This window comes from Pseudomonas sp. P1.31 (assembly GCF_001269815.1).
In the GTDB taxonomy this organism is placed as follows: Bacteria; Pseudomonadota; Gammaproteobacteria; order Pseudomonadales; family Pseudomonadaceae; genus Aquipseudomonas; species Aquipseudomonas rustica.
Map to the genome: position 1 here is coordinate 40960 of NZ_LHVN01000020.1, position 16815 is coordinate 57774.

Genomic DNA, 16815 nt, shown 5'->3' on the forward strand with positions numbered 1-16815 from the left:
ATCGGCTCCGCTCTGAAAACACCCACGCGTCCACGCGCAATGAGCCTTTGCAAGTAACGAAGCCGAGAAAAAAAATTTAGGCCGCCGAACAGCGATCTGAAGCCGTAATTACGGAGAAAAGACGAATTTCCGACAAAATTTCTACATTTTTTCTTTCATGATTTCTCGTGCTGATTCGTCTTGTTTAGAGAGAGCACAAAAACCTTTCCCGATCTGGCCCTGCAAAGGAGTAATCGCATGTACAACTCGCAACTACCATCGGACGGTAGCCAGGCGCCACAAGGGGCTTCCATGAGCTCCCTGGCGAGCGATTTCGGGCAGCGTGCCGACCGTCACGGCAACGAACGGATCCGCCTGCTACTGAAAAGTTTTGGTCTGCGCACCAGTCTGATCCGCCTGAAAGTCATCGACGCCCTGCTGGTCGCGGCACAAAGCGAACGTCGTCTGGGCGTTCGCGGTGTCCACAGCCAATTGCTGGATCTGGACATTCCGCTGTCATTTCTCAGTGTCCGCGAAGTCCTCAAACGACTGTGCGCCGAAGGTGTCATCACCTTCAACGCCGACAAGAGTTACAGCCTGCATCCACAAGCTGCGGCCGTCCTCAACGAGTAACCCGTACAGCGATCGCCGTCAGGATTTGACCTTGCGGCGCATCACGGCGTTGATAATCACCACGATCACCGCCACGGCGATGGCAATGTACTGAAACATCTTTTCAGTGATCATCCCGGCGTTTTGCGCCCAGGACAGGCCGAGCATGATCGCCAGTACCGACACGGCAATCAGAATCGAATAAATCAAACGTTGCTTATGGGTCATTGCGGTTTCCTGAAACTTTGAAATGTATCCGGTTTGTATCTGTTTGCATGCCATGCGCTTACCGTTTCACGGGGATGCGCCGCTGCAATCGGGGTCTCATGTTACAGCCGATGAAGAGTTTTGGCTTCATGACGGCGTAACCATGAGGATTTTTGAAATGCTGCGTCGAATCACCTGGCTGATTCCCGTTCTTGCCCTGCTGACCTTGAGTGGCTGCATCATCTTCCCCCACGGCGGCTGGCACGACGATCACCATCGTTACTACCAGGGTGGCCCTGGTTATTATCAACATCGCTAGAACAGGATTGTTCGCCCTGCCCGCGCTTCTCTGAATGAACGCGACAGGGAAATCACCCAGCCGATCCACTGCACACAATGCCCGCATTCAAGCGGGCATTTTTGTGTGCGCCGATCCGCCAGTCCAGCGCTTAAACAAGCCGCAAGCATTTGAAATCTAATGTCGCAGCAAACCGTTAGGCCACCGGATGGCGCGCGCCTAGGATTTGAGAATCTTTTTCGACTCGCAAACAAGGATGTTTATGCAGAGGACACTTATCAGGATCCACCGTCGACAGGCCATCGGATTTTGTCTGGCCATAATGGCGTTTGAATTGCTGACCTACATGGCCAGCGACATGATCATGCCGGCCATGCTGACGGTAGTGACGGAGCTGGATGCCGATGTGCGTCACGTGCCAAACGCCTTCAATCTGTACCTGATTGGCGGTGTCTGCCTGCAATGGCTGATCGGGCCATTGTCGGATCAATGCGGGCGGCGACCGATGCTGCTGCTGGGTTGCGCACTGTTTGGTATTTCCTGCGCGGTTGCCTTCATAACCGACAGCATCGAAATGTTCAATCTGCTGCGCGTGCTGCAGGGCATGGGTTTGGGGTTTGTGGTGGCCGTCAGTTATCCGGCCCTTCAGGAAGTTTTCTGCGAGGCGGACGCCGTGCGTCTGATGGCATTACTCGGCAATGTGGCGCTGTTGTCGCCCTTGCTCGGGCCGCTGCTGGGCAGCCTGCTGCTGGAATGGGTGAACTGGCGCGAGCTTTTTCTGGGGCTCGCAGTGGCGGCTGGCGTGGTCTGGGTCGGGCTACTTATCTGCATGCCCGAAACCGTGGGCATTGTGCGCCGTGACGGACAGGCGCTACGCCCGGTGGCCTTCTCTTGGCGACAGACCCGTCAGCGCTATCTGGCCCTGCTGGCCAATCGCAGGTTCCTCGCTGCAAGTCTGGCGCTAGGCCTGATGAGCCTGCCGTTGATTGCCTGGATTGGCCTTGCCCCCTTGTTACTGATCCAGCTGCTGGGCCTGACGTCGGTTGAATATGGCCTTTGGCAAATCCCGATTTTCTCAGCAGTTATCGTCGGCAACCTGATGCTTGATCGTTTATTACTGACGCACTCGATACCCGAATTGATAGGCCTGGCACTCTGGCCTTTCAGTCTTGGATTGCTGGCTCTGGGCGTGTGCGCAGTGATCGGCACAACCCTCACCCCGGTGATTGCCAGCCTGGCGCTGTACGCCATCGGATTGGGCATGAGCAATGCCGCTTTGTATCGAATGGCACTCTTTGCCAGTGATGACAGCAAAGGGCTGGTGTCCGCCATGATCGGCATGATTTCGATCACCGTGATGGGCATCGGCGGCTCGCTGATTGCTGCTGGCGGCGGTGGCTCACACATTGAATTCTTCGCACTCTGGTCAGCCTTCGGCGGCCTGCTGTGTTTGCCTTTTCTCTACGGTTTTTTACAAGGCGCGAAAACCGCGCCACCTCCACCTCAATAAAGGATTATTGATGACTCATCTGCCCTATAGCGACGCGCTGTGCGCGTTGCCGCAGCCCTATTGTCGGGACTCGGCCCCCGCAGGACTGTTCGATCAAGCCATGGCCGAGACCAGTCGTTTTCATTGCCGGCACACCCCCGGTTACGAGCACTGGCTGAACAGTCATGGAATAAATGTGCATGACCTCGACAGCCTGGACGACTGGTCAACATTGCCGCCGATCTTCGCCAGTTTTTTCAAGCGTCACCTGCTGCTCAGCAGCACCGGTGAGCACGCACTGGAACTGACGTCCTCGGGCACCAGCGGCGAACAAAGCCGTATGCGCTATGACACACGCAGCATGGCTGGCGCCCAGTTCATGGTCGAACGAATATTCGATCATTACGGCTGGAACACTCCCGAAACCCCATGCAACTACCTGCTTCTGAGCTACGAGCCAAAAGATCGCATTACCTTGGGGACCGCTTACACCGATCAGTTTCTCTGCCGTTTTGCGCCAAAAAATCGCGTGATCTACGCCCTTCGCAATACGGGCGACGGTCATCAGTTCGATGTATTTGGTGTGATCGCTGCTCTGCAATCCTTCGCTGAAGAAGGCGTGCCGGTGAGGATATTCGGCTTTCCCGCATTTCTCTGGCAGGCCCTGCAGCGAATGCAGGCGACCGGTGTGGCGGATTTACAGTTACCGCCGAATTCGCTGGTGTTTTTCGGGGGTGGCTGGAAAACCCAGGCCGCGCAGGAAATCCCAAAAGCGCAGTTATATGCGCAAATCCACCGGCAACTGGGGATTGAGCCGTCGAATTGTCGCGATGGTTATGGAGCCGTCGAGCACGCAGTGCCTTACGTAGAATGCGCTGAGCATCACTTTCATGTGCCGGTGTATTCACGCGTCTACATACGCGATCCCGGTGACTTTCGCGTGTTGCCCTATGGCCGGCCAGGCCTGTTGGGATTCGTCTCGCCCTACATCTCGTCGAGTCCTGCGCATGCGGTAGTGATGAGTGACCTGGCCACGTTACACCCCGGCGAAAGCTGCAACTGCGGCCTGGAAAGTGACTGGTTTGAACTGCATGGCCGCGCCGGCACCAGTGCCGGACGCAGTTGCGCCATGGCCGCCGCCGAACTGCTGGGGGATCACTGACATGTTTTTGATTAATGGACAGCTGAATCCCCAACGTAGCCTCGATGACGCACTGCACACTCTTTATGCGGATCTGCCACAGCGCTTGAGCATGCCCTTGCGCGCAGAAACGGTGATCAGCGCAGCAATCCGGTTCGCCGAACAATTGCGCGACGGCAGCACACTCGCGCTCGACGCCGAGCAATGCCAAGCGTTGATCAACTTCTGCCAGGCCGATGCTTTACGCCACAAACTTGCGCGCGAACTCGGCGATCAATCAACCTCACTGCGGCGTATTGATTACCGTCAGCCACGTTTCGAAAGCTGGCGCGCATTGGGTCTGGTCGTGCACATCACGCCGGGCAACGCGCCGTTGCTGGCATTCTGCGCGGTGCTTGAAGGTTTGCTGGCCGGCAACGTCAATTGGCTGCGCCCCAGCAGCAGCGACCAAGGATTGACCGCGCGTCTGCTTCAAGCGCTGGTGCAATGCGATGCCAGCGGACAACTCGCCGGCTACATCGCCGTATTACCGGTGACCACTGCGCACATCGGTCAGCTGTGCAAAAAGGCCAACGGCGTCGCCGCTTGGGGTGGAGAGTCCGCGTTGCGGGCCATCCGCCAACAGCTGCCGCCCGGTTGCCGCTGGATCGATTGGGGACATCGCATCAGCTTCGTTTACATGACACCGGAGGCGGCATCAGCGCAGGCGCTGGATGCCGTGGTCGATGAGGTCTGTCGTCTGGATCAGCAGGCGTGCTCCAGCCCGCAATGGCTGCTGGTGGACAGCGATGACCCTGCGGCACTGCGCGACATCGGTGAAAAAGTGGCCGAGGCCTTTGAACGTCGCGCCGGGCAATGGCCAGCGTTGCAGCCCACGCTGCAAGAAGCCTCGCAAATCACCACCCAAACGCAGATGACCCGCTTGGCGCAGAGTTTTGCCGGGCAGATGGGGCACGTCTGGAGCGGATCGGGCTGGCGTGTGATTTGGGCGCATACCCGCCAATTGAGCCCCTCACCGTTGTTTCGCAGTTTGCTGCTCTTCCCGGTGCCTCGCGCGCGAATCAGTGAAACCTTGCTGAATTGGCGAAACGTCCTGCAAAGCTGCGCGCTGGTGTGCGAGGACAGCCAAATCAGTGAGCTGACGCAAACGCTGATCAGCGCCGGCGTCACCCGTCTGGCGCCGGTCAATGCCATTCACGACGGCTATGACGGCGAACCCCACGACGGCGTCTATGCGCTGCAACGGCTTAGCCGTCGAGTGTCGGTCAGCCTGTCCGCAACCACACTGCCGACCCACGCAACCCTTGACCCACTGCCACTGGCGCCCGTCCACAACGGTCAGCCGATAATGACTAAAGACGCCTTCGTCTCGCAGCCCATCAATCCGGCAGCGCAACTGTATTTTCGCTCCGGCGGCAGCAGCGGCCTGCCGGCGTTGGCGGGTTTCAGCTACCGCGACTTCGAGCGGCAGATGCGTGCAACGGCCGATGGACTATTTGCGGCTGGTCTGGATCCGCGCCGTGACCGGGTCATGAATCTGTTCTTCAGTGGCGGGTTGTACGGGGGGTTCTTCAGCTTCGCCAAAGTGCTTGAGCTGCTCGACGTTAGCCACCTGCCGATGGGTGCCCCCGCCGATGATGAATACGCTGAAATCGCGCAACTGATCGTCGATCAACGCGTCAACGTGCTGATTGGCATGCCGAGCACCCTGCACCGCTTGTTCCTTAAAGAGAAAGAGCGACTGCAAGCGTACGGCAACATCGAAAAAGTCTTTCTCGGAGGTGAGCACGTCAGTGAGCAAAGTCGCGATCTGCTGCAAAGTTGCGGCGTTTCCCTCATCCGTTCGGCCATTTACGGCAGCGTTGACGCAGGCCCGCTGGGCCACGCATGCCAGGCGACCGGCGATGGCGTGTTCCATCTGCTAAGCGATATCCAGCACCTGGAAATTATCGGGTTCGATGACGACGTCGCGGTGAGCGGTGATGGCGTCGGCCGACTGATCTTTACCTCAACCGCCCGGGAGGGCCAGTTCGTCGAGCGTTATGACATCGGCGACAGTGGTCGCTGGGTGCCCGGGCATTGTGCTTGCGGGCTGCTCTCGCCGCGTTTCGAACTGATGCAACGCCACGGAAAACTGATTCGTATCGGCACCGATTTCATTTCCCTGAGCGAATTGGCCGAGCGCCTGCAAAGCCCTTTCCAACTGTTGCTTGACCACGCACCCGACGGCGTCGAACGCATGCACCTGCGCTCGGAACTCTCATCAGAGGAGGCCCTGACCCGCCTGGCCAGCTATTTGACGCTCGCGACCGTCGTGCAGAGCGGATTGTTGGTGCTCGAAGTTGAAGCTTGTTCCGTCGAACACTTCACTCGCCACAAACACAGCGGCAAGACGCCGATATTCATCGACTCACGGCGTTAACAGCCGACTTATTACAAGAGAAAACACCGTGAAAACTATTCATCAACTCAACGAGCTGATCACCTACGCTCGTCAACACTCGGGTTTTTACACAGAAACGCTGGGCCCTGTTAATCAACCGATCACGGCTTTGGCCCAACTGCCACTGACCGATCCAGTCGACTACTGGGATCAAAGTCATGACCTTGATCGTTGGCCTGTGCTGACAGGTTCACCGAGTCAGGCGCTGGTGTTCAAAACAGGCGGCTCGACCAGCGCGGGCAAGTTGTCCATTTACAGCCGCAGTGAATGGCACACGCTCGTCAGAGACTTCGGTCATAGCCTGACAATGCAGTTCAAGCCCGACGATCGCGTGGCCAATCTGTTTTTCGCCGGCGACTTGTACGCCAGCTTTCTGTTTATTCATGACGCGCTCGCGCATGTCGATACGTCGATTACCGAATTCCCTTTCACCGGCGACGTCGATTCCAGTGTATTGGCCGAAGCGATCGTTCAGCATCGGATCAATGTTCTGGCAGGAGTGCCTGCGCACTTGTTGGCATTTGCCGCCTGGCTGAGCCGTCATGGGCAGATTCTGCAGGGCGTCGAGACAATCCTTTACGGCGGCGAAAGCTTGTTTGCTTCGCAGCGGCAGGTACTCGGCCAAGTTTTCCCCAACGCCCGCATCACCTCCATTGGCTACGCCAGCGTCGATGCCGGTTTTATCGGCGCCAGTACACTGGACTGTGATGACGGCGAGCATCGAATGCAGGACGAGCACGCCATTATCGAGATCATTGACGAGGTGTCCGGAGCGGTGATTGATGACTGTGATCAGCCGGGACTGTTAGTGCTCACAAACCTGAATCGAACCTTGATGCCGCTGGTTCGCTACCCGGTCGGCGATCGCGCCTGCTGGCGTGAGCCCGCCGGCACCGCCCGGCGTAAATTTGCCCTAAAAGGACGCAGCGCCAGCAGCCAACGGGTGCGCGTGGGCCTGCTTTCGCTGATTCCGAGCGAAATCGGCGCCATCGTCCAGCACACCGTTGGCAGTGACGACTGGCAACTGATGATCGAACAGACAGCGCACAAGGATGTATTGAGCCTGAAGTGGCAACCGACCACCCCGCCGCCGTCCGACGAGAACGCTTGCCGGCAACTTGAATTGCGCTTGGTCGAGTGCTATCCGCTGATCAAAAAACTGCAGGCTGACCAATTGCTGGAATTGCGCATTCAACGTTGCACATCCGAAGATCTGCAGCGTCATCCGCGCTCCGGAAAATGCTTGCGCGTACTCGATCGGCGCGTGTACTCGCCCCCTGCTGCGGGGCTTACGTGATGGAAACACTGATTTTACGCAACTACCGCAATTCCGACGCAACGGCGGTCAGCCAACTGTTCAGGCAGGTCTACGGTGATCACTATGTGCAACCGCATGTGTACCTGCCGCACATGATTAGCCAGAACCACGCGGATCATCGATGGCATTCGCTGGTTGCCGAAGTCGATGAACAGATCCTCGGCCACGCCACACTGTTTCGCGAAACCGCCTCGCACAGTGCCGAACTGGCGCTGAGCGTCGTCCACCCGCAAACCCGTGGCCAACAAATCGCCACGCGTCTGGGCGAGCAGTTACTGACTCATGCGCAGGCGTTGGGGTGTCGCAATGTCACAATCAAGCAAGTCACCCATCACCCCTACACGCAGCGGATGGCCGCCAGCCTCGGCTTTCATAACACCGGGCTGCTGCCGGACTACGTACCCTCGCCGTTCGGCGCCAGCACGCCGGAATCGATTGTCATTGGTTGCCGGGTCATTCCAGGCTATCAACAACCGTTGCCGAGCCAACGCTGGCCGACCCGTTGCGCGGCATTCATGCTCCACCTCAGCAACGTGTTCGGTGTCGATGATCAAACGCCTCGCTGGAGCGGCGTACCGGTTCAACTGGAAAAGCAGGCGAACCGATACGACATGCTTGTGAAAAAGATCGGTCCGGGCTTGATCAGGCAGTTGCGAGAGTTGCCAGCGCATTGGCTGGTGTCGATAAAGCTCAGACTGTCCAGGCACTTTGCCGTGGATCTGAGCCGGCTCGCCGATATCGGTTTTGTCTTTACGGGACTGGCGCCGGGGCACGGCAAATACGAGGGATGGTTGGCGTTGTTTCATCGGGGAATGTGCCAGCGGACGCTGCATCTCCACTGTCCGCACATGCAACGCTTGCACGAACTGACGCAAACGCAGGCAGCCACACAGATTGATCGTTAGCGGGAGCGATGGCCTGTGGTCTGATGAAAACTCAGCAGACCACAGGATTGCGGCGTTTAGGCCTTGGCTTTAACGCCCTTGTCCGAAGGCGGCGCAGGCGCGTTGCCTTCACCGTAGGTCTTCAGATTCTGCAGCACATAAATGGCTTTCTTGAATTCCGGGATCAGGCTCTTGCCGTAGAAATTGCCGTTGAGGCTATTGCTCTGGATGGTGTCCAGTTGGGTGGCGAAATACTCCAGCGCGTTAAAGCGTGCTTCAGGGTCTTTCTGTACGCCGAAACGGTCGAATTTGTCGCCGGCATTGAGCAGAGTGATGGAGGTGATCTCTGAAATCAGCCCTCTACCGCGCAGAAATTCGCTCAGATTACCCAGTTGTTTCACCGACACGTTGGTCGGGTCAAACCCTTTGATCTGCTTGCGCAGTCCTTGCTTGTCCATCTCGGCAACGTTCAAGGCATTAGGGTTGGTGCCGACCTTGGTGAGCATTTGCTGCACCTTGACGCTCTGAGCCACCTGTTTCTTCGCACCCGTGTCGCGAACCAGAACGCCGGCCTTGCTCTGCCAGGTACCGGTAATGCCGATAGTCATGCGAAAACTCCTTGAAAAACGGCCATGAAATGTCCTTGTTGAGCGACTTGTATGCCCGAGAGTATCCGCCGGCGCACCAGTGACTCCAACTTATTTATGGTCTTTTTACACATTTCGTACATTTCAGATACAAATCTGCAAAGCGTTCTAAATAAAGGCTTACAGCGATATTGTTAGAGCGCCGAGAATAGATTTATAGCACTAATGAACAGGCTGGTTAGTTTGCATGTATCAAGTCCGATACGTGCCATTGATCGACAATTAGAGATCCAGTACGAAAGTACCTAAAGCTTCCCTTTGCCGCGACGATACGTAGGGATACCCGCACTGTTTCGTATCCCCGCGCCATAACTACAATCGCAGCTCAAGGACCGGTTTCCATGCCCGCATTCCGCACCATTCAGGCTCGCTACACGCTGTTTCTGGTTCTGTTCATTCTGCTGTTGTCAGTGCTGACCGTGGTCGGCATCAGCCAATTGGTCGCGCCCAAGTTGCGGCACACCGAAGAGCAAGTCGTGCTCAATCGCATTGCCGAAGTTGCTGAACAGATTCAGGGCGAATTGAACAAGGTTCAGGCACAGCAACGCAGCATCACCCAGACCATTCCCCTGCTCGACAGCGCGGCAATCGACACCGTGTTGCCGGGGCTGGTTGACCAGTACGGCGAATTGAAAGTCTTCGGCGGCGGTATCTGGCCGCTGCCCGGCCAACGTGAAGCCGGACGCAACAAGTTCAGCACTTTCTGGCACCGCGACGCCTCGGGAAAACTGGCGGTAAACACCTTCTGGAACAGCGACGCCGCGCCCAATTACTACGACCAGAGCTGGTACAAGGGCGGCATGCAAACCCCGCGCGGCCAATGTGCCTGGGCCGCCGCCTATAAAGACGACGCCAGTGCCGAGCCGCGCACCAACTGCGCCATGGCCATCCAGAAAAACGGCGTAGCGTGGGGCGTGTCGACCATCGACGTGACCCTCGGCTTTTTCAATGATCTGGTGGCGCGCAAGGAAAAAGACCTCAACGCCGAAATGCTCATCGTCGAAGCCGACGGCAAGATCATCAGCAACAGCTCGCGAATCAGCGGCCCGATCGTGCTGAAGAACATCAGCGAACTGGCGGGCAACCTGCCGTTCGCCAAGCAGATCAACGCTGGCCTGCAAAACCGCGAGCAATCGCAACGCGTCGAGTTCGACAACAACGGTCAGGACAGCACCTTCTTTATGCGTCCGATCGAAGGCACGCCGTGGTTCCTCGCCACCGCCCTGCCGACCAAAATGCTTACCGCCCAGCGTGATGACGTGCTCAGCACCTTGAGCCTGTTGCAGATTCCGTTGGTGATTCTGTTGGTGCTGCTGCAGGTCTACGCGATTCGTCAGTTGATCGCGCGCATGAAGGCGTTGAAGGCCAACATTGATTTGCTTTCCAGCGGCGATGCCGACCTGACCAAGCGCATCACCATTCGCGCCGAAGATGAACTGGGCGCGATCGGCCATTCGATCAACGCGTTTATCGCGTATCTGCAAAACATGATCGGCGAAGTGACTCACGCCACTGGTGCCATGGCCTCGAGCCTCGACAACCTGCAACGCACCTCGGCGCACACCAGTCAGATTCTGTTGCGCCATGCCTCGGAAACCGATCAGACGGTTACCGCGATCACCGAAATGAGCTCGACCGCCGAAAGCGTCGCGCAAAATGCCGCTGAAACCGCCGCGTTCACCCAAAAAGCCAACGAAAACGCCGACCGCTCGCGGGTGGTGGTGGGTGAAGCGACCAACAGCGTTGTAGCGCTGATCGACGAAGTGGCCAGCGCTACCCACAAAGTTGAAAACATGCAGCAGGACGCTCAACGCATCACCGAGATTCTCGGGGTGATTGGCGCGATCGCCGGCCAGACCAACCTGTTGGCGCTTAACGCTGCGATCGAGGCCGCTCGCGCCGGAGAACAGGGTCGTGGTTTTGCCGTGGTGGCTGACGAAGTCCGCGCCCTCGCTGCTCGCACTCAGGCCAGCACGTCGGAAATCAACGAAATGTTGACTCGCCTTACACAAGGCGTGAGCTCATCGGTTGCGGCGATGGAAAACACCCAGGCCAGTTGCCAGTCGGCGGCCGACGCCACGGCGCGGGTCAACACCGGTCTGGATGAAATGGCCGGTTCGGTCAGCCACATCAACAGCCTCAGCACGCAAATCGCCACCGCCGCCGAACAGCAAAGCGCCGTGACCGAAGAGATCAACCGCAGCATGGTGCAAATCCGCCATATGGTTGAAGAACTGGTACACAGCGGCCAGGCCAGCGAGTTGAATACGCAGCAATTGCTGGAGGCTAATAGCCGGGTGAGTGCGATTATGGGGCGCTTTAAAGTCAGCTGAACCACCAAAGTGACACCCCTGTAGGAGCTGCCGCAGGCTGCGATCTTTTGATCTTGCCCCTTAAAAGCCAAATCAAAAGATCGCAGCCTTCGGCAGCTCCTACAGGGACTACGGCGTTCCGGTCTTGTAGCAACTGGAAACACTCCGTTGAAGCCGGCCAGGAAAAACCGGTCAAAATACGTTCTTTTTCGACCGCCACTCGACTCGAGAACCTGTCATGCGAACCTCTCTGCGTCTGCTCACCCTGAGCGCTCTGTTCATTTCTTCCCTGGCGCAAGCCGCCGATCTGATCCCGATCGAAGTTCACCGCGACGCCAATTGCGGCTGCTGCAAGAAGTGGATCAGCCACCTCGAAGCCAACGGCTTTAAAGTTGAAGACCATGTCGAGAGCGACATGAGCAGCTTCAAACAACAACACGGCGTGCCACCGCGTCTGGCGTCGTGCCACACCGCGATCATCAATGGCAAATTCGTCGAAGGCCATGTGCCGGCCGATCAAGTGCTGGCCCTGACCAAGCGCGATGATCTGCTCGGTGTCGCCGCGCCGGGCATGCCGATGGGCTCGCCGGGCATGGAAATGGATGGCATGAGCGATGCTTATCAAGTGATCGGCTTGAAGAAGAACGGCGCTGACGTCGTGGTGGCGGACTACCCGGCTCATTGATGGGTGCAGCATACGTCGGGCTGTTCTTTGCCGCGTTCGGGGCGGCAACGTTATTGCCGTTGCAGTCCGAGGCGTTACTGGTCGGGTTGATCGTCAGCGAGCGCTACTGGCTGTGGGGGTTGTTGGCGGTAGCGACGCTGGGCAATGTGCTCGGCTCGCTGGTCAATTGGTGGCTGGGGCGCGGGATCGAGCGATTTCAGGAGCGCCGCTGGTTTCCGGTCAGCGCCAAACACATGGCCACGGCGCACAAGCACTATGATCGTTACGGCCATTGGTCGTTGCTGCTCAGTTGGTTGCCGATTATCGGTGACCCACTGACGCTGATCGCCGGCGTCATGCGCGAACCCCTCGGGCGTTTTCTGCTGATCGTCACACTCGCCAAAGGCGCGCGCTATGGCGTGCTGGCCCTGTTAACCCTCGGCTGGCTCGGTTGAACCATCAGCCGCCGACATTGCCTGTGTGTTTAACGTCGCCGTAATGCGGCCATTCCAGCATCGGCCGATTTCCATGGAGTTTGTCCCTATGTCCAACTCGTTAAACCGCTGGTTGCCCGGCCTGTTTCTCAGCGCCGCCCTGCCCCTGTTTGCGCATGCCGCCACTGAAACCGCGCCCGCCGAAGGCCCGGCGTATGGCCCGGAACTGCAGGGGTTCGAATACCCTTACACGCTTAAACACTTCGCTTTTCAGTCCCAAGGCAAATCACTGCAAATGGGTTACATGGACGTCGCCGCTCACGGCAAGGCCAATGGCCGCACCGTGGTGTTGATGCACGGCAAGAATTTTTGCGGCGCGACCTGGGACAGTTCGATCAAAGCTCTGAGCGAGGCCGGTTATCGGGTGATCGCGCCGGATCAGATTGGTTTCTGCTCCTCCAGCAAACCCGACAACTATCAGTACAGCTTCCAGCAACTGGCGACCAACACCCAGCAACTGCTGAAAGCGCTGGGCATCCAGAAAGCTACGCTGCTCGGCCACTCCACCGGCGGCATGCTGGCCACGCGTTATGCGCTGCTGTTCCCGGAGCAGGTCGATCAACTGGCGCTTGTCAACCCGATCGGTCTGGAAGACTGGAAAGCCCTTGGCGTGCCCTATCGCAGCGTCGATCAGTGGTATGAGCGCGAACTGAAAGTCACCGCCCAAGGCATTCGCGATTACGAACGCACGACTTATTACGATGGCCGCTGGAAGCCTGAATTCGATCGCTGGGTCGACATGCTCGCCGGCCTCAGCAAAGGCCCGGGCAAGACCCAAGTCGCCTGGAACTCGGCGCTGATCTACGACATGATTTTCACCCAGCCGGTGTACTACGAGTTCAAGAACCTGAAAATGCCGACGCTGTTGTTGATCGGTACCTCCGACACCACGGCCATCGGCAAGGACATTGCGCCACCGGAAGTGAAGGCGAAGATCGGTCACTACGACGTGCTCGGCAAACAAGTGGCGAAACTGATCCCGCAGTCGACGCTGGTGGAATTCCCCGGCATGGGCCACGCACCACAAATGGAAGAACCCGAGCAGTTCCACAAAGCGCTGCTGGGCTGGCTGAGCAAAACCAATCCCGTTCGTTGATGAGGTAAGGCTGATGGCGGTGCAGATTGCGGTAATCGATGACTGGCAAGACGTGGCCCGCGACGTGGTTGACTGGTCTGTGCTGGACGGCATCGGCGCAGTCACGTTTGAACATGATTACCCGGCGGAGAACGCCATTTTGGCGCAACGTCTGGGCCGCTATCAGGTGATTTGCGTGATGCGCGAGCGCACGCGTTTCGATGAGGATTTGCTCAAGCGTCTGCCCAATCTGAAGCTGCTGGTCACCGGCGGCATGCGCAATGCGGCGCTGGACATGCCAGCGGCAGCCAAACTCGGGATCAAGGTCTGCGGCACTGATAGCTACAAACATGCAGCGCCGGAATTGACCTGGGCGCTGATCATGGCGGCCACACGCAATCTGGTGAACGAAGCCAATTCGCTGCGCGCCGGGCAGTGGCAGCAGGGTCTGGGTGGCGACCTGCATGGCAAGACGCTGGGCATTCTCGGCCTCGGCAGCATTGGCCAGCGTGTCGCGCAGTTTGGTCAGGTGTTTGGCATGCGCGTGATTGCCTGGAGCGAGAATCTCACGGCTGAGCGGGCGGAACAGATCGGCGTGACGTACGTCAGCAAGCAGGCGCTGTTCGAGCAGGCGGATGTGTTGTCAGTGCATCTGGTGCTCAGCGAGCGCAGTCGCGGCTTGGTCGATGCGCAGGCGCTGGGCTGGATGAAACCGACGGCGCTGCTGGTGAACACCGCGCGCGGGCCGATTGTTGATGAAGCGGCGCTGATCAAGGCGTTGCAGAAACAGCAGATTGCCGGGGCGGCGCTGGATGTGTACGAGCAGGAGCCGTTGCCGGACATGCACCCGTTTCGCACGTTGGACAATGTGCTGGCGACGCCGCATGTCGGGTACGTGAGTCGGCAGAATTATGAGCAGTTCTTTTCGCAGATGATCGAGGATATTCAGGGCTGGGCTGCGGGGGAGCCGATTCGGTTGTTGAATTGAGTCATTTCCTGATTGCGATGGTGCAGGTGCCATCGCCTTCGCGAGCAAGCTCTGCTCCTACAAGGGGACGCATTCCAAATGTAGGTGCAAGGCTTGCCCGCGAAGGGGCACTAACTGTCACCCCATCAACAAACTGCCCGCACCACAACAGTGCAACCCCCTCCTTCCCCAGCACAAAATTGTGACTATTCAGTCACCGTTTTAGCCCCGCGCCTCAAAAAAACCTGCACTTCGTCGGTGCATTTACCTCTGAAAACTCCGATTACCGATTAAAGCAAACCGATTGTCGAACAATTTACCCATTTGCCCTCGCCCGCTCTAGGATCTGGCCTAGACTGGTTTTCGGGGCACGAAACCGGTTGGTCACATTCCGGAAAAAAAGTCGAAACTTTTGCACGACGCGGCGGGTCATCACAAAGGTAGGGCCGAAGCGACTGGTGCAATCCTTGCAATAGCCCAAACACCCATTCTGCTTGCGCGTGTTGGGTAGCGTTTGCTCACCGATCCGTGGCGCGTTTGCGCTTGCCGTACGTAGGAGCTGCCGAAGGCTGCGATCTTTTGATCCTTTAAGAAGCCAGAGATCGCAGCCTTCGGCAGCCCCTACAGAGAGAACACAAGAATCAGATCAACAACACGGGAGATTCATATGATCAGTGCGGCATTGGATATTCAGGGAGAGCGTGCTCACCAATCGATGGGTGAATCGAGCACCATCAGCGTTCCCGGCAGCCGACAGATCAACGTCCCCGGCACCAAAACGCTGACGCCAGTAGCAAGTCAGAATCCCAACAAGAAGAAAGTGTTATTCGTGACCTCGGAAATCGCCGACCTGGTGAAAACCGGCGGTCTGGGTGACGTGTCTGCCGCCCTGCCCCGTGCCATGGCCCATTTGCACGATGTGCGCGTGTTGATCCCCGGTTACCCGCAAGTGATGCACAGCGAGAACCCGATCCACATCATCGGCGAACTCGGCGGTCATGCTGCGCTGCCTCCGTGCAAGATCGGGCGCATGGACATGCCTGACGGTCTGGTGATCTACGTGTTGATCTGCCCGGAACTGTACGAGCGCGAAGGCTCGCCGTATGGCGCCAACAACGGTCGCGACTGGCCGGACAACCATATCCGCTTCGCCCGTCTCGGTCTGGCCGCTGCCGACATCGCCGCCAACCTCGCACAAATTCACTGGTGCCCGGATCTGGTGCACGCCCACGACTGGCCGGCTGGTCTGGCCCCTGCTTATATGCACTGGCGCGGGCAGCGCACGCCGACCCTGTTCACCATTCACAACCTCGCGTATCAAGGCGTGACCAGCCTCGGCTCGTGCCCTGAACTGGGCATTCCCAACCATGCACTGCAACAGGAAGGCATGGAATTCTACGGCAAGATGTCGTTTCTCAAGGCCGGCATGGCCTACTCGAGCCACATCACCACGGTCAGTGCCACCTACGCGCAGGAAATCACCACCCCGGATTTCGGCTGCGGCCTCGACGGTTTTCTCGCCGCCAAGACCCAGCAAGGTTTGCTCAGCGGTATCCCTAACGGTATCGATGAGAGCTGGGACGCCGCCACGGATCCGCACCTGTTCGCGCCGTTCGCCATTGGTGACTGGGAAGGCAAAGCCGTCAATGCCGCCCACGTTCGCGAGCTGTTTGAACTGAATGACTCCGACGGCCCGCTGTTCGCTGTGGTGTCGCGGCTGGTGTATCAAAAAGGTCTGGATCTGACTGAAGCGGTGTCCGAGTACATCGTGCAGAACGGCGGCCAGATCGCAATCATCGGTCGTGGCGAGCCGGAAGAAGAGCAAGCCATGCGCGAACTGGCCTTGCGCTTCCCGGGCCAGATCGGTGTGCGCATCGGCTTCAACGAAACCGACGCCCGCCGCATGTTCGCCGGCAGCGACTTCCTGTTGATGCCTTCGCGTTATGAACCCTGCGGTCTGAGCCAGATGTACGCCCAGCGCTTCGGCTCATTGCCGGTTGCGCGCAACACCGGTGGGCTGGCCGACACCATTGAAAATGGCATTACCGGTTTCCTCTTCGACGAATCCACTGTTGAAAGCTATCAAGAAGCCTTGAGCCGTGCGTTCAAAGTCTTCGCCTATCCTGATTTGCTCAATGCCATGCGTTGCCGGGCAATGGCGGCACCGTTCAACTGGTGCAAAGCGGTTGAACCGTACGCCGAACTCTACGAACAACTGGTGGCCAAGGCCTTGGGTAAAGCAATCCACAAGTAACCGATCCACAAGGAACAAGGAGGTTGTAAAC

General features: G+C 58.0%; 15 protein-coding genes. 13 read left to right on the plus strand and 2 right to left on the minus strand.

Features of this window, described 5'->3' with window-relative positions; genetic code table 11:
- Positions 1-237 precede the first annotated feature (237 nt).
- Positions 238-612 carry a fe2+ zn2+ uptake regulation protein gene (locus AD669_RS13500; protein WP_053120540.1) on the plus strand — a complete coding sequence of 125 codons (375 nt, stop codon included), beginning with the start codon at positions 238-240 and terminating at the stop codon, positions 610-612.
- A gap of 18 nt (positions 613-630) precedes the next feature.
- Here AD669_RS13500 and AD669_RS13505 read toward each other — a convergent pair whose 3' ends face one another.
- Positions 631-819, minus strand: coding sequence for a hypothetical protein (locus tag AD669_RS13505; RefSeq protein ID WP_053120542.1), 189 nt, complete (start codon positions 817-819; stop codon positions 631-633).
- A gap of 157 nt (positions 820-976) precedes the next feature.
- Between AD669_RS13505 and AD669_RS28595 the strand changes: the two genes are divergently transcribed.
- From AD669_RS28595 to AD669_RS13530, 6 genes are all read left to right on the plus strand, one after another.
- Entirely contained in the window at positions 977-1117 is a 141-nt protein-coding gene (locus tag AD669_RS28595; protein ID WP_007918111.1) for a hypothetical protein, read from the plus strand.
- Between the two features lie 241 nt (positions 1118-1358).
- Positions 1359-2606, plus strand: a complete 1248-nt coding sequence (locus AD669_RS13510) for an MdfA family multidrug efflux MFS transporter (RefSeq protein ID WP_053120544.1) — start codon at positions 1359-1361, stop codon at positions 2604-2606.
- Positions 2607-2616: 10 nt separating this feature from the next.
- Positions 2617-3747, plus strand: coding sequence for an acyl-protein synthase (locus AD669_RS13515; protein ID WP_053120546.1), 1131 nt, complete (start codon positions 2617-2619; stop codon positions 3745-3747).
- Position 3748: 1 nt separating this feature from the next.
- Entirely contained in the window at positions 3749-6148 is a 2400-nt protein-coding gene (locus AD669_RS13520; protein ID WP_053120548.1) for an aldehyde dehydrogenase family protein, read from the plus strand.
- Positions 6149-6176: 28 nt separating this feature from the next.
- Positions 6177-7466, plus strand: a complete 1290-nt coding sequence (locus AD669_RS13525) for a phenylacetate--CoA ligase family protein (RefSeq protein ID WP_053120550.1) — start codon at positions 6177-6179, stop codon at positions 7464-7466.
- Positions 7466-8392: a GNAT family N-acetyltransferase gene (locus tag AD669_RS13530; protein ID WP_053120552.1), complete on the plus strand. Its 927-nt coding sequence runs from the start codon at positions 7466-7468 to the stop codon at positions 8390-8392. The genes AD669_RS13525 and AD669_RS13530 overlap by 1 nt, the downstream gene beginning before the upstream one ends.
- Positions 8393-8448: 56 nt before the next feature.
- On the opposite strand, the gene AD669_RS13535 is transcribed toward AD669_RS13530, so the two are convergent.
- Positions 8449-8979, minus strand: coding sequence for a hypothetical protein (locus tag AD669_RS13535; RefSeq protein WP_053120554.1), 531 nt, complete (start codon positions 8977-8979; stop codon positions 8449-8451).
- A 380-nt stretch (positions 8980-9359) separates the two neighbouring features.
- On the opposite strand from AD669_RS13535, the gene AD669_RS13540 reads away from it, so the two are divergent.
- The 6 genes from AD669_RS13540 to glgA all read left to right on the plus strand — a co-directional run bounded on the left by AD669_RS13540 (position 9360) and on the right by glgA (position 16784).
- On the plus strand, positions 9360-11351 hold the full coding sequence (locus AD669_RS13540; protein ID WP_053120556.1) for a methyl-accepting chemotaxis protein: 1992 nt from the start codon (positions 9360-9362) through the stop codon (positions 11349-11351).
- Between the two features lie 217 nt (positions 11352-11568).
- Positions 11569-12015, plus strand: a complete 447-nt coding sequence (locus AD669_RS13545; RefSeq protein WP_053120558.1) for a DUF411 domain-containing protein — start codon at positions 11569-11571, stop codon at positions 12013-12015.
- Positions 12015-12449 carry a YqaA family protein gene (locus AD669_RS13550; RefSeq protein ID WP_053120560.1) on the plus strand — a complete coding sequence of 145 codons (435 nt, stop codon included), beginning with the start codon at positions 12015-12017 and terminating at the stop codon, positions 12447-12449. The genes AD669_RS13545 and AD669_RS13550 overlap by 1 nt, the downstream gene beginning before the upstream one ends.
- A gap of 88 nt (positions 12450-12537) precedes the next feature.
- Positions 12538-13584: an alpha/beta fold hydrolase gene (locus tag AD669_RS13555; RefSeq protein ID WP_053120562.1), complete on the plus strand. Its 1047-nt coding sequence runs from the start codon at positions 12538-12540 to the stop codon at positions 13582-13584.
- Between the two features lie 13 nt (positions 13585-13597).
- Positions 13598-14551 (plus strand): D-2-hydroxyacid dehydrogenase family protein, encoded by a 954-nt coding sequence (locus AD669_RS13560; protein WP_053120564.1) that lies wholly within the window; start codon positions 13598-13600, stop codon positions 14549-14551.
- Positions 14552-15197: 646 nt separating this feature from the next.
- Entirely contained in the window at positions 15198-16784 is a 1587-nt protein-coding gene (gene glgA / locus AD669_RS13565) for a glycogen synthase GlgA (protein ID WP_053120566.1), read from the plus strand.
- Positions 16785-16815 lie beyond the last annotated feature (31 nt).

Excerpts from the sequence above, each read along its gene's own strand:
- AD669_RS13500 (WP_053120540.1), top strand. The coding sequence starts at position 238 with ATGTACAACTCGCAACTACCATCGGACGGTAGCCAGGCGCCACAAGGG.
- AD669_RS13505 (WP_053120542.1), bottom strand. The coding sequence starts at position 819 with ATGACCCATAAGCAACGTTTGATTTATTCGATTCTGATTGCCGTGTCG.
- AD669_RS28595 (WP_007918111.1), top strand. The coding sequence starts at position 977 with ATGCTGCGTCGAATCACCTGGCTGATTCCCGTTCTTGCCCTGCTGACC.
- AD669_RS13510 (WP_053120544.1), top strand. The coding sequence starts at position 1,359 with ATGCAGAGGACACTTATCAGGATCCACCGTCGACAGGCCATCGGATTT.
- AD669_RS13515 (WP_053120546.1), top strand. The coding sequence starts at position 2,617 with ATGACTCATCTGCCCTATAGCGACGCGCTGTGCGCGTTGCCGCAGCCC.
- AD669_RS13520 (WP_053120548.1), top strand. The coding sequence starts at position 3,749 with ATGTTTTTGATTAATGGACAGCTGAATCCCCAACGTAGCCTCGATGAC.
- AD669_RS13530 (WP_053120552.1), top strand. The coding sequence starts at position 7,466 with ATGGAAACACTGATTTTACGCAACTACCGCAATTCCGACGCAACGGCG.
- AD669_RS13535 (WP_053120554.1), bottom strand. The coding sequence starts at position 8,979 with ATGACTATCGGCATTACCGGTACCTGGCAGAGCAAGGCCGGCGTTCTG.
- AD669_RS13540 (WP_053120556.1), top strand. The coding sequence starts at position 9,360 with ATGCCCGCATTCCGCACCATTCAGGCTCGCTACACGCTGTTTCTGGTT.
- AD669_RS13545 (WP_053120558.1), top strand. The coding sequence starts at position 11,569 with ATGCGAACCTCTCTGCGTCTGCTCACCCTGAGCGCTCTGTTCATTTCT.
- AD669_RS13550 (WP_053120560.1), top strand. The coding sequence starts at position 12,015 with ATGGGTGCAGCATACGTCGGGCTGTTCTTTGCCGCGTTCGGGGCGGCA.
- AD669_RS13555 (WP_053120562.1), top strand. The coding sequence starts at position 12,538 with ATGTCCAACTCGTTAAACCGCTGGTTGCCCGGCCTGTTTCTCAGCGCC.
- AD669_RS13560 (WP_053120564.1), top strand. The coding sequence starts at position 13,598 with ATGGCGGTGCAGATTGCGGTAATCGATGACTGGCAAGACGTGGCCCGC.
- glgA (WP_053120566.1), top strand. The coding sequence starts at position 15,198 with ATGATCAGTGCGGCATTGGATATTCAGGGAGAGCGTGCTCACCAATCG.